This window comes from Mucilaginibacter sp. (genome assembly GCF_041660805.1).
In the GTDB taxonomy this organism is placed as follows: Bacteria; Bacteroidota; Bacteroidia; order Sphingobacteriales; family Sphingobacteriaceae; genus Mucilaginibacter.
In genome coordinates this window covers 37,928-50,474 of the sequence record NZ_JBAZVP010000035.1, presented here as the reverse complement: position 1 = coordinate 50,474, position 12,547 = coordinate 37,928, and the positions used below count along the sequence as shown (strand labels likewise).

12 protein-coding genes are annotated in these 12,547 nt (G+C 39.0%); all 12 read right to left on the bottom strand.

Features of this window, described 5'->3' with window-relative positions; genetic code table 11:
• Window positions 1-76: 76 nt before the first annotated feature.
• Genes WC743_RS25045 through WC743_RS24990 form a run of 12 tightly spaced genes read right to left on the bottom strand, consistent with a single transcriptional unit; the run spans window position 77 to window position 12,435 of the window.
• Window positions 77-1,246, bottom strand: a complete 1,170-nt coding sequence (locus WC743_RS25045) for a glycosyltransferase family 4 protein (protein ID WP_373016291.1) — start codon at window positions 1,244-1,246, stop codon at window positions 77-79.
• A complete protein-coding gene (locus WC743_RS25040) occupies window positions 1,234-1,860 on the bottom strand; it encodes a methyltransferase domain-containing protein (RefSeq protein ID WP_373016290.1) in 627 nt (208 codons plus the stop codon). The genes WC743_RS25045 and WC743_RS25040 overlap by 13 nt, the downstream gene beginning before the upstream one ends.
• Window positions 1,860-3,149, bottom strand: coding sequence for a glycosyltransferase (locus WC743_RS25035; protein WP_373016289.1), 1,290 nt, complete (start codon window positions 3,147-3,149; stop codon window positions 1,860-1,862). Before WC743_RS25035 ends, WC743_RS25040 begins: the two co-directional genes overlap by 1 nt.
• A complete protein-coding gene (locus tag WC743_RS25030; RefSeq protein WP_373016288.1) occupies window positions 3,142-4,386 on the bottom strand; it encodes a glycosyltransferase in 1,245 nt (414 codons plus the stop codon). The genes WC743_RS25035 and WC743_RS25030 overlap by 8 nt, the downstream gene beginning before the upstream one ends.
• Complete coding sequence (locus WC743_RS25025) at window positions 4,379-5,401, bottom strand: glycosyltransferase (RefSeq protein WP_373016287.1); 1,023 nt, start codon at window positions 5,399-5,401, stop codon at window positions 4,379-4,381. Before WC743_RS25025 ends, WC743_RS25030 begins: the two co-directional genes overlap by 8 nt.
• Window positions 5,398-6,372, bottom strand: a complete 975-nt coding sequence (locus WC743_RS25020) for a glycosyltransferase (protein WP_373016286.1) — start codon at window positions 6,370-6,372, stop codon at window positions 5,398-5,400. Before WC743_RS25020 ends, WC743_RS25025 begins: the two co-directional genes overlap by 4 nt.
• A gap of 12 nt (window positions 6,373-6,384) precedes the next feature.
• Window positions 6,385-7,539: a glycosyltransferase gene (locus tag WC743_RS25015; RefSeq protein WP_373016285.1), complete on the bottom strand. Its 1,155-nt coding sequence runs from the start codon at window positions 7,537-7,539 to the stop codon at window positions 6,385-6,387.
• Window positions 7,536-8,225 carry a hypothetical protein gene (locus tag WC743_RS25010; RefSeq protein WP_373016284.1) on the bottom strand — a complete coding sequence of 230 codons (690 nt, stop codon included), beginning with the start codon at window positions 8,223-8,225 and terminating at the stop codon, window positions 7,536-7,538. The genes WC743_RS25015 and WC743_RS25010 overlap by 4 nt, the downstream gene beginning before the upstream one ends.
• Complete coding sequence (locus WC743_RS25005; protein ID WP_373016283.1) at window positions 8,222-9,202, bottom strand: glycosyltransferase family 2 protein; 981 nt, start codon at window positions 9,200-9,202, stop codon at window positions 8,222-8,224. Before WC743_RS25005 ends, WC743_RS25010 begins: the two co-directional genes overlap by 4 nt.
• A complete protein-coding gene (locus WC743_RS25000) occupies window positions 9,195-10,133 on the bottom strand; it encodes a glycosyltransferase family 2 protein (RefSeq protein ID WP_373016282.1) in 939 nt (312 codons plus the stop codon). The genes WC743_RS25005 and WC743_RS25000 overlap by 8 nt, the downstream gene beginning before the upstream one ends.
• Window positions 10,130-11,455, bottom strand: coding sequence for a glycosyltransferase family 4 protein (locus WC743_RS24995; protein WP_373016281.1), 1,326 nt, complete (start codon window positions 11,453-11,455; stop codon window positions 10,130-10,132). The genes WC743_RS25000 and WC743_RS24995 overlap by 4 nt, the downstream gene beginning before the upstream one ends.
• Entirely contained in the window at window positions 11,452-12,435 is a 984-nt protein-coding gene (locus WC743_RS24990; protein WP_373016280.1) for a class I SAM-dependent methyltransferase, read from the bottom strand. The genes WC743_RS24995 and WC743_RS24990 overlap by 4 nt, the downstream gene beginning before the upstream one ends.
• Window positions 12,436-12,547: the final 112 nt, after the last annotated feature.

Genomic DNA, 12,547 nt, shown 5'->3' with positions numbered 1-12,547 from the left:
TGATGGTTTAAACAGATGCGAAAGGCGCTCCTTGCCGGGAAAATTCCAATTACGTGTAAAATCAAGTTTAATTCTGTCAGTTCTTTTCATGCAGTAATTTGTTTTCAATTGCTTCCGCAATTTTTATAAAACTCCAATTCTTGATCATGTTACCCGAGTTTTCACCGTATTCTTCTAACAAAACTTTTGATTTTGTAAGGAGAGCTAACTGTTTAAGCAGGTCGCCTTTGTCATCACTTTTAAAAATACTGCCATTGTAGTTTTCTTTTACCAAATCAACGGCGCAGCCAACTTTGTCTGATACCAGAATTGCCTTTTTACAAGCCATAGCCTCGTTAACGGCAAGTCCCCAGCTTTCCCCGGGGCCTTTTGATGGCAGGCAGAACAGGTTACATGCCTGGTAAATTGCAGGCATTTCTAATTGGTTTTTAAAATCGACAAAATGAATATTGCTGTTTGCTGCCGAAGTTTCTTTTAACTGTTTTTGTAATGCCCCATCCCCAACAAACAATAGGTGCAGATTAGGTTGATTTAAACTCATAACAGATTTTAACAATAATGAAGGCGCTTTCTTACCTTCCAGTTTACCGGCAAACAATATTAATATAGCTTCGGCAGGGATGTTTAAATTATTACGAAGCTTTTCTGCTTCTATATTATGGCTGGCAGCAAACCTATCGTTATCAATAGCATGTGGCGCAAAAGTGAGCTGACTATCATTTAAACCGTACTTTTTAAAATAAGCTTTATTGTTTGTGCCTACATAAAAAGCATGATCAATATGCCTGTAAACCCATTTTAGGATAACGGTTTTTAATGTTGATCTTAAATTGGTTTGTGCATCAAGTAAGGTGGAATCGCCCCTAAAATATACCGGCAATTTATTTTTAAAATATCGGATAGCTTTTAAGTGGCTATGATATGCCCAGCCAAAAACTAATATGGTAGTTGGCTTAAATGAATTTACTTGTTGGATCAGATCAGGATTTACAATCCCTTTAAAGTGATGCGAACCCGGGTCAGCAGACTTGTTATTTACCCACTCATAAGCATATCCGTCTAACAAAGGAAGGTCCCAGTTTATGTTTTTGCCAAAGCCGGGGTCGTATTTGTTAGCTGCGGCCTGGCCCCAGGTATAAAAAACCTTAATATTTATGTGTTGCCGCTGTTGTAGCAATTTAAATACCGGTGCATAATATTGAATAGGATGCGTAGTTATAATGGCCAGGTTCTTCACTTTTGACATTCAAAAGCCGCGGCTTTGTAAAATCTTCCTTCTTCTTCTACTGATGCAAAACTGGGGTCGGTAGAATCGCCGAACTCACAAGGACGGATATCTTTAAAACCAGCTTTCTGCAGTTCAAATTGTAAAGACTTATAATCCCACATCCACAAGTGTTTTGAGTTGCCGTATATACCCTTTACTGCAGATGCCAAACCCTTGTTTCTATTCTCAATACCTAACATGGTGCTTCGCATAAATTCGTTTGCCGGCGTATCTGTATTATTATAGCTCTCCAGATAATCTATTGCAGCCGCTTTAAGGTCAGGAACAACCCCTCTAAAAATACCTCCGGGTTTCAAAATTAACCAGGTATTCTTTATTGCCTTTAAAAAATCATTGTAAGCCAAATGCTCTAATATATGCGAACAGTAGATCCCGTCACAACTATTTTCATTTTCGGGCAGGCCATTTACAATGTCTCCATATTTTACGTTTGTGGGAAAGCGTTGCTTATTCCGTGTGTACAATTTACCTAACAAAGGCAAACGCTCGAAACGTAACGTTGGCGATGAATCATAATTGACCCAGTTTAATGGGGCAGTGAATCCGCATCCATATTGTACATATCTGTTCATTAATTATCAGCTAAAATTACCTGGTTAAAAATTTCGCATTGCTGCCGGGCTTTGCTTTGTGCAGAATGCTTAACTGCTGCATCAGTGTTGTATACATCAGCCGTAATATCATTATTTACAACCAGCTTTAAAAAATTAAGAATGTGAAGTTCAATATCTGGTGTGGCGTTATAAGTGTAATTATGTTTTACGCCGTATTCCTCTAAAATGTTTACTACCGAGCTTTTGGAGTTAAAAATAGCAAGCAATGGTTTACCGGTTAATAAATACGGATAAATTTTTGATGCGGTATACTTTGGGTCATCAGAGCCGGGGATAAACAATGTGTCCGCTTGTTTTAAAGTAACTAAGGTATGATAATAGCTTATCCTATCGGTAACTTCAATAACATTATCTGTAACGCCATGCTGTTTTGCCAGGTTCATTATGGTAGGTGTTCCTTCGCCGGCAGGAGCGTAGCTTGTACCAATAAAATAGAACTTTAGTTGAGAAAATAACTCAGGGTGCTCTATCAGGCCTGCTTTTAATGCTTTGAATACCGGGGTTATGGCACTATACATATCCATGCCCCCGCGACCGATGTAAACTATATTTTTAAACCCCGGCTCAAGCAGATCAGGGTATTTACTTTCATTCTTTACCGCGATATCCAGATCATGCATAAAGCTTCCAAAGGTTATGGTAGCTGTGGGTTTGTTTTTTAAAGCGGGATATCTTAATTGCAGGTCGGTTATGTAATGCTCAGAAACACTTATTAGCCCATCTGCCTCTTTCATGGCAATGGGTTCCAGATACTTGTTTAAGCGATAGGAGAGCCAGTATTTTTTAGGTTGCTGCTGCCTGGGTTTATCTTTATAATAATCGCTATGCCAGGGGTCTTGCATGTCAATTACATAAGGTACCCCAAAACGTTTTTTCCAATAAGCGCCTAAAATGCACACCGGAAATTGCGTGGTTGAAAAGTAGATAAGATCAAACTTTTGATTTTTTAGTAACTCATTTACAGTTTTACGATAAAACCAAAGCGACCGTAAAGCAATACTGCCTAAACCTAATTTGGCCGTCCATTTTTTATTGAATGCCGCAACCTTATGGACTTTTATTTTAGCCGGAACAGTTTCCAATAAAAGATCATCCAACGGTAGATCTGCATATAAGGGATCAATGGTTACTATCTCGGCTTCCCAGCCAAACTCTTCAAAGTAGGGAAGGCTCATACGCACACGTTGCATATCCGCGGCATTAACAGGAGGGAAGTAGGGGGAAATAATGAGCAGTTTCTTATTCAACCTTGTTTAATACTTCCTTTACAACATCCATCAATTTTTCACTTTCGGTTTCCCAGTTTAAAGTTGTTTGCCCCAGCATATAGGAGTTTTGCTTTGCTTTTTGTAAAGCATCCGGATTGTTAATGTATAGTTTTAAAGCATTGGCCAGTTCTTTAGCATTGCCTTTTTTATAAAGCGTACCTATGTTTTTATGTTGGTTTAATAATTGTACCTGGGCAAGTGTATCACTTGCTATAACGGCCAATCCGGCTTGTATATAGGTGAAAATTTTGTTGGTGAGGCAAATATCACGGTTGTATGGTATAGCCTGTTCTGTGGCTAAACCAATATCAAATTGCATGGCAAAATTAAAAATATCACCCGGCGGTATAGGCTTGTAAAAAGTGACCTGGTTAGGTGATAAACCATGCTTTTTTGCCAGGTCATTAAAATATTTATACGTTTCATTCGTGTAATTGCCCAATAACGAAAGTATTATTCCTGCCGATGGATCACACAGACTTATCGCTTCAATTACTTCCTCTACCCCCCTTTGCTCACCAATAAATTGTGAAAACCAAAATAGTTTCAGGCCGCCCGGGTTGGGATTAGATTGCTCTGTTTTAACCCGTTCAAACACATTAAGGATTGGTTTAACATTGATAGCAGGGTAGCGCTTTTTATACTCATGGGCAATTAGCGGACTTGCAGCTGTAACAATAGTTGCTCTATTAAGATATTTATCCTCTATGTATTTACTGATCTTATAATTTATTGATTCAATATTATCGCTCACCTCGTTACGGTGGAAATCTTCTGCATCAAAATTAAAGGGTTTGTTATTTGCTTTTGCAGCCTTTGCTGCGGCAGGTAAAGCACCTAAATTATGGGCGATATACAAATCAGCCTTATGCTTTTTAGCTTCGCGAATTAAAAAATAACTGCCCCGTGCTGCTGCTACTTCTGTAAGGTAATTAGCAAATCCTATATTTTTTAGAATGAATAGCGCAGTCCTATAAATTAAGCGACTAAAAAAGTATGTAAAAGTTTTTTGTTTCGGGTCGCCGCCAACCCGTATGGCTTTCCAGTCCTTAGTTTTTAATAGTTCCTCATCAAACAGGGTTCCCCAATCATTCCAATAAGCGTAAAGTACCGTTACATTGTAGCCGGTGTTTGCCAAAGAGTCGGCCTCTTTTACAAGCCGGGGATTAAGCGATGGCTGGCCGGAGGTGATCAGCACTATCTTTTTATCAGTCATTAAATAAGTTAAGATAATGCAGGGCTATCACTTTTACATCAAAGCGTTTAGCCGCGGTATTGTGGCACAGCGCTCTGTTGATGTTATAAACCTTACTGATCTTTTGTTGCATTTCTGCGGCATTATTTACGATATAACCTGTAACGCCATCTTCAATTACTTCGGGCACTGATCCTCGTTTAAAAGCGATTACAGGCGTGCCGCAAGCCATGGCTTCTATCATAACCATCCCGAAAGGTTCGTCCCATTCAATTGGGAAAAGTAAAGCTTTGGCCCAGCCCAGGTAGGCATCCTTTTGTTCATCATTTAAAGCGCCAAGATAAATGACCTGATGCCCATCAATTTGCGGTTTAATTTCCTGATCATAGTACGCCAGGTTATCGGCAGTATCCGGGATGTTTCCTCCAATCCATAGTTTTGATGATGTTTCTTTTGCTACTTTAATAGCGGTATGTACGCCTTTAATTTTATCTAACCGGCCTAAAAACATCAGTGGGGCATCATCGGCTATATTTTCCTGCAGGTGATAATTTGAAAAATCAATCGCATTGTATACCGTTTCCCATTTGCCTGCCACGTTACCTGTTCCTGCGCAATAGTTACTGCAAGCAGTGAAAATAAGATTTTGGTTAGGAAGCAAATTAACCAGTCTTATACCTTTCGTTGATACCGGCCTGCCATAGGTCATTAGTTTTTTTACCGGTGAATTTAATACGGGTAACAAATAAAAGAGCCTTCCAAAATTGTGGATCAGGTCAAAATTATTGTGATTATTAAACAGGTACTTCCAAACGAATAGTACCTCTTTATATCGCTGCAGTTTTGGCCTTTTAAGGTCATTGATCCCAAATGTTATGGTATCACCACTGCAATGGGAGCTGGGGCCGGCAAGCAGGGTTACCGTATGTCCAAGGCTTATATATTCCTGGGCAAACAGGTAAACTAAACGCTCATGGCCGCCATACTGTACCGGTGGTACAGCTATCCCCGGATCCATTATCAGTAGTATCCTCAATGGTAAACGCTGTTAATAATGGTCAGCATTTTTTCAGCACTTTTCTTTAATGTAAGGTTCTCTAAGATATATGCCCTCGGGTTAAAATTGCCTTTATTTACATGTTGCCAAAAAGCATTTATCTTACCTTCAAAATCTTCAATGTTTTTAAACCACATACCACAGCGTTCATCAAAAAAGGGGATAGACGTTGCGGGTATTACCGGATCATTCCAATTAAAGCGGTTAGGATCAAGGCAAAATCCCTGGTCCCAGGCAAAAACAGGCACATCCATAGATAGCGCTTCCAGGCAAGCAAATCCCTGGCTTTCATGCTCGCATAAAAATATCATGGCCCGGCATTCCTGCAATAATTTGTAATACTCATCTTCGGTATATTGCCCGTATGTGACCTCTTTATAGGAGATATTTAGCTCGTTAAGTTTTAACAAAATTGGAATACGCAGTTCAATATCCTTGTTCTTTTTATCCCATCTTATTTTATTATAAATAAGAATATCGTATTTTTTATTCACGCCCGGCTTCCACTTTTCAGTATCAATTCCTGCGGGCCAAAGCCCGCAATTTGCGGATCCGTAGAAAGGGGTATAAACATTGTTTGCCCATTCGGAATGCTGCAAGTATTTAGCAATGGGATAGTCTGTAAAAAGAGAAGGCCATTCACTGGGGTGGGTCATTAGGGCTATCCCGGCAATTACCGGGTTGGGTTGATTATATCCCAATAATGCATACCGGCCGGTGCCTAAAAACACTACGGGTTCATTGGGTTTTATCTTTTTGAATGGCAGGTTAATATCATAGTTGATGCCCAATTCGTCAAAACCTTTACATAGGTTGTCAAATACCTTTTTAACCCCACTTGTTTTAGGTTTTCTAAAAAGTTTTCGGATTAATGCCAATAGATACCTGTCTCCTGGAAAATAGCGGTCCTTTTGCGGCGGAACCCTAAAGTATAGGTGGATTTTATTCAAATACTTTAAGTCTTAATTTTGTAAACCAAGTGCTTTAGTTATGCTATTTAAAGAGCGCGGAATAGAATGCATGCGCAATGCTTTTTCCTGGCCATTCCGCCTAAGGGCTCTCCGCCTTTCAGGATCATTTTGCAAGCTGTTTATCTGGTCTGCCAATTCTTGCCCGGTTCTGTAAACGGCAATCTCATTTTGAGTGTCATATAAATCTTCTATTCCTTCTGTCCACTCTGTTAAGTAACAAGCACCAAGCATAGGGGCTTCAATATCCCTGAGCCTTGAATAGGTATCTGGCTTTGCTAATGGAAATTTGTAAGAAGGGTAGCGGTTTACACCTAAAGTGATCATGCTTGCAGAAGTTAATGCTACATATTCGTCATCTGAAATCAGCTCATGGAGCTTCAACTTCAAAGTATCAATAACAATGGCCTGATTTTTTAGCTGCGTCATTTTACGTGCGTAGCCCTTAATGCCATTACCGGTTAAAAAAGATATATTAAAGAGGATTTTTTTAGCAAGTGTATAATTGGCGTTAATTACTTTATGTGAGGTATTGTTTAGCCAGCCGTTCCCATAAATAGCCAGTTGAATTTCGGGATTATTATTTACCAACTCATTAAACAAGCGTACTCTTTGAATATCCCTTGAACCAATAAACGTAACCTGATTATTAGCTTCCTCTTTATGAACCCTGTATGCTGGCTCAATCCACATAGGCATAGGCAAATATATATGTGGATAACCGGCCTGTTTATAAAGTTTAATGGCTTTATATTCGGGTACCCAGTTCAAATCAAAAGCCTTAAACTGAATAGGCGGTTTATTGAATTCCCTTATGTTATCGCAAAAAAAGTTAACACAAGGGATCCCCATTTTTTGAATTTGCTTTATAGCAGTTACATCAATTTGTTTGGGATATAAATAACTTAAAAACAGATCAGCAGGATTACCCTTTAGCCATGCAACTGTTTTGGTCCATGCATCCTGTTTCCACATGGCTAACTCATTTTTACTTTGAGGAACCAATCCCGCGGCCCAGTCAATATCCGGGCATTCAACCCATTCATGGCCTGCTTCAACTATACCATTTTTAATATAATATTCCCAAAAATCATAAGCCGGGATGGGATGTTTATGGTTTGATTGAAGAAAAGAAATGAAAATTTTCATTCAGTTATCTGCTCCAGTTTATCTGCACCGGCAACATATCCTTGTATGCCCAAATCATCAAGCAGTTTAATTGAATAATTATTATTTTTTATTGCTATTGCCATAGCAAACTCAACCGATGTATTAATTTTTTTATAGTCTTTGTTAAATAGCACTTTATTGAACTTGTTAAAGAAACTTCGTGCGCCTGTTATTTTCTCGGGATAAGTGAAAATGTGCGTTAATGTTTCCAGTAATAATGCTTTAAAAACTGTTACGTTCTTTACCCAATAGCCCCTGGTTGAAACAGTGCCATATTTTGTATTAAAGCGATAACCCTTACCCATAAAATCGGCAGGGATATTAATATTTAACACCGGCTTTATAAACGAGTACCTGCCGCTAATTTTAAATATGGGCGTATTTAAAGGTAGTTGATCACATATAGAGAGCAACATCATTACTTCTGTTATGCCTTTATTATCAAACTGATATTGGAGCAAATGTATTTTCTTAACATGCGGATAGTCTGTTAACATGTTATCCAGTTCGGCCTGACTAATGCCCGGGGAATTATCTATTAAAAAAATAGTTCCTGCTTTTTGATACAGGCTATCAAGCGTTTGCCGGGTTTGCTCAAGCCTTGTGGGATGATCAAAAAAACTATGATTAGCGGGCTTAATAGTTGATGTTACTACAGCTATCATTTAAGTTTATAAAATAATTGCCGCAAGGCGCTGCCCGGATACATGTTTAATAAGCTGAGCACTATTTTTTTGAGTCGTTGGGTGCTGCTATCATCATATGATATGTTCATATTAAGATTGTTAATTGAATTGTTTATTTCTTTTTTAAGGCGGGGAAATAAAGGGTATATATTATTTTTTAAATCGTACAAACTTTTGATGTATGCAATTTTAAGATGTTCTGATACACCCGTATTTGCAATATGCTGATACCGTAGCTTTAATGAGTTATATAAAGAAGTGTAATTTTTAAGCTTTTTGCCTGCGGATAAATTGGTGCTGTTACCATGCTTGCGGTAAAAATTAAGTCCGCCTGTTTTTATCACTCCTGCCGATGCCAGTAAAATCCGGCAAAAGAATTCGCCGTCGTCATCAACACTAAGCAACTCGTTCCAGTTACCGGCCTTTTTGATAAGGTGTGCAGGGGTTAGCCATGCATTGGGCTGTACCATTGAACCATGATCGCTATATCCTCCCCATAAATTCACTAAGAAATAGACAGGATTGTTGCTGTTAAATAAAAAAGCTTCTTCATATACCGATGGCCGGTTAGATAAAGGATCATCTCCATCATTAAAATGAACAGTGCTGCAAACGGCTACCTTGCCTGCGGCAAATTGTAACGCCTGCATTTGTTCGGCTATTTTATTAATGCTTAACAGGTCATCTGCATCTAAAAACTGAATATATTCACCCTTTGCTTCCTGCAAGCCCTTGTTACGCGCCGCACTGGCGCCTTTATTTTTTTGATTGAATATTTTAACAGATTGCCCTTCAAATGACTTAGCTATAGCCAAAGAATTATCGGTTGATCCATCGTCAACAACAATGACCTCTTTATTAGGCCAGGTTTGTGCAATTGCCGACTGAATTGTATAAGCCAGGTATTTCTCTGCATTATACACCGGGATAATAATAGATATCAGTGGTTCAGGCATGTTTGCGTAGATGAGGTTTAAACAGCCTGATCATTTGTTCTCTGAGCCAAACCGCTGCAAAAGGATGCAGGAAGGTTAAAAATTTAAATAAGCGCCCACCATTAACAGTATAATCATTCCCTAATTGTGCACAAAGTTTAAGAGCCTTTTTTACGTAGAGCCAATCGCTTTCGGCAGCAAAGAGAGGGGTACAGGCATATAACTGATCTGCCAACTCCTTTGGGTAGATCTTACCATGGGTAGCGGCCGTTTTTTTAAGCACATAGTATTGCGCCTTAATACATTTTAGCCTGTTTGATGATGACATACTACTGTTATACCTGTAGTTGATGCCGGTTATCTCGGGCAGGTAGTCGAATTTTAATCCGTATTTTGCCAGCCGCTGATGCAGGGCGTTATCCTCATTATAAAGCACATCAGGGTCAAGGTCAAAGCCTCTGGCATCTAAAAAAGCCTGGCGTTTATATACACCAAAGTTTACTATTTTATTGCTGATGGCATATTTTAAAGCATCTGTATGAAGCTCAGTTATGTTATGGTTTGCAGTACCCAGCAGGTTGCCTGTTTCAGAATCAACATAATTGAAATTTAGCAGCAATACATCGTATTTATCGGCATTAGCCTTAAGCCGCTTATGCACCTTTTCGGTAAAATCAGGGAGCAGGTCATCATCTGCATCATGAAAATGGAGCCACTTGCAGGTGCTATGTGCAGCCAACTGATTTTTCCCGTATGAGCAGCCTTTATTAATATTGCCATTAAGTAGGGTAACACCGTACTGTGCCGCTACGAGAGCAGTTTTATCTGTGCTGCAATCGTTATACACCAATATTTCATCAAAAGGTATTATTTGATCTTTAGCCGATTGTAACAGTCGGGGAAGAAAGGCTTCGGCATTATAGGCGGGAATACAAAGCGCTAAAGTGTTCATGTTTTACCAAGCAGTTTTGATCTTATCCTATCGGCATAATATTTTGTAAGCTTTTTTAAAGACTGCTTATTTAAGATACTGCTGATGGGATGATTTTGATCAGATGGTTTATACAATGCATCAAAGTACGCGTTTGATGGTATCGGTTTAAATGTACTTATTGTAGTTTGATAAAGCTCTAAATTCACTGGCATAACGTTCCCGGGTGAGAGTTCTGTTTTAATTGTTTCAAGCGCAGCACCGGCTATCCTATTATAATCTTGCCCGGTTAGGTTATTTATAGTTTCTAAACAATTTGCAAGGGCTTGTATATCGTCGCCGGCGTATTTAAATCCATTTTTATTATGCTGAACCAGGTCAGCAGCGCCTGCACCATCTGAACATATAGCAGGTATCCCCGCAGCCATAAATTCTACACAAGTGAAATTAAACATATCCCAGGTTGAAGGGACTAATCCAAACTTTGCTTTTTGCTGCAACTGTAAAAGCTGGGCACGTGGCACCGGGGGATGGTATATAATATGGTTCCCCCATATATCAGAAAAATTTTGCTTGAGGTAACTACCTGTAGTTATCCCTTTTTCATAAACCGTATCCCGGCCTATCCATTTAATAGGGGGGGTATCTTTCAGCAACCGGTAAGCCTTGCATAGTTCAACAGGGCCTTTCCACCTTTGTAATCTGGCAGTAACAAGGCCAAAACTTTCACGCTGACTTAAAGGCAATGGCTCGTATACATCAGTATACACGGCATTAACTTTTACAACCTTATTTAAATTAAACGAATTATTCCAAAATTGTCTGTTCGCTTCGCTATGCGATATCAGTTGGTCGCATTTTGGCAGCAATAGAAATTCTGTCTGCTGAAAGAATGAGGCAGATAAATCTGCAGGGATACCGGGCTCATGCAAGCTAATTTGACCAGCACTGCCATGTAAACGGGTTATAACAGGTTTGGCATGGTCAACAACCCACGGAATAAATCCCAGGCTAAAATCTGTGCATTCTATTAAATCGAAGCCATCGCCCTGCCTGGCTTGTTCCCACATGGCCCATGCTGCCGCTATATCTCTTTTAAAATCGGGCAGGAGATCATAGAGCTTGAATTTATTAAGATACTTTTGGTAAAGAGCAGGCTTAAGGTACTCGACGCTTATTCCATTATGCTCAAAAGCATTGTCGGCATGTGTATAGCCGCTGCCAACAATAACTTTTATTTTATTGCAATAAGGCTGTAAGGCTCTTATATATTGGTCGTAATAAGTAGAAATACCCCCACCCGAATGAGGATAATATTCCGGAAGGATGAATAAAATGTTCATTCTTTTATCCATACCGAACTAAAATTACGACCATTCATGTCTTTGTTTTCTATCAATTCCTGTTCCTTTTGCTGATAAATAGGGTCGAGATTACTTTTAAGAGTGCCAAAGAAAGCGTAGGTCCTATAGCTGATGAGCTTATAGTTCTGTAACGCCTTCTCAAGGAATTTCTTTGTTATGCCGCTACTGGCCGAGTATGGCAAACCTTCTACATGGATGTCAGTTATACTCCAAATTTCGGGAGCGGTAAGAGGTTGATTTATAATGTTGGCTTTAAGCAATTCGCGGTTTGCTTTTTCCATATAATCCTGAGGGTTAAGTGTCCGCTTAATTTTATTAATACCCCTTCTTAAAATGCTAAGCTTTTTCCTGGTATTATTTGTTTGCATACGGTGTTGCTGAAGCTCATGGCAACGTTGGTTATAAGCGGTGCTATTTAAAGCATCTGCCGATGGATCATGAATTGTAAATATTAACCCGCCTTTAACCTGTATGTGGTTAACCTGTTCAAAAAAACCATTAAGATCAGGGATATGGTGAAGTACCGATGAAATGATAATGACGTCATATATTTCCTTCAGATCAGCAATTTCACCATGAATGATCTTTACCGTTTTATTCCAACTTTTTGACCGTTCTGTCGCCTTTTTTAGCATTTGTGCAGAGGTATCAATCAGGTGGATCTCAGAAATTTTATCATTGGCTACAGTATCAAGCAGCATTTGAGTTGCCAGCCCGGTTCCACAACCTATATCTAACAGTTTAAGAGAATTTGGGCCTTTAAAAAACTCTTGAATATCGTTTATTGTCAATTGGTATTGTTGTGGCAGGCTTGCCCACATTTCTCCATGTATATCATCATAAAGCCGTGCTTCGTAGTCATGAAATATGGTATTTACCTTATTATGAAAATGCTTTACATCAGTTAATGATGATTTAAGCTGCATTAACGGAACAAGGCTTTGGTAGGGGTTAGACATGTGCTCTGGATTTATCCATTATTGTATTCAAAAAAATATTATGAATATAGTCCGGATTAAATTCATTATTTATATGGGATATAACCCTGTATATATTGCTCATAGTATGTAG

Bases quoted from the DNA above. Each gene is read 5' to 3' on its own strand.
- WC743_RS25000 (WP_373016282.1), bottom strand. From the start codon at position 10,133: ATGAACACTTTAGCGCTTTGTATTCCCGCCTATAATGCCGAAGCCTTT.
- WC743_RS24995 (WP_373016281.1), bottom strand. From the start codon at position 11,455: ATGAACATTTTATTCATCCTTCCGGAATATTATCCTCATTCGGGTGGG.
- WC743_RS25015 (WP_373016285.1), bottom strand. From the start codon at position 7,539: ATGAAAATTTTCATTTCTTTTCTTCAATCAAACCATAAACATCCCATC.
- WC743_RS25005 (WP_373016283.1), bottom strand. From the start codon at position 9,202: ATGCCTGAACCACTGATATCTATTATTATCCCGGTGTATAATGCAGAG.
- WC743_RS24990 (WP_373016280.1), bottom strand. From the start codon at position 12,435: ATGTCTAACCCCTACCAAAGCCTTGTTCCGTTAATGCAGCTTAAATCA.
- WC743_RS25010 (WP_373016284.1), bottom strand. From the start codon at position 8,225: ATGATAGCTGTAGTAACATCAACTATTAAGCCCGCTAATCATAGTTTT.
- WC743_RS25040 (WP_373016290.1), bottom strand. From the start codon at position 1,860: ATGAACAGATATGTACAATATGGATGCGGATTCACTGCCCCATTAAAC.
- WC743_RS25045 (WP_373016291.1), bottom strand. From the start codon at position 1,246: ATGTCAAAAGTGAAGAACCTGGCCATTATAACTACGCATCCTATTCAA.
- WC743_RS25030 (WP_373016288.1), bottom strand. From the start codon at position 4,386: ATGACTGATAAAAAGATAGTGCTGATCACCTCCGGCCAGCCATCGCTT.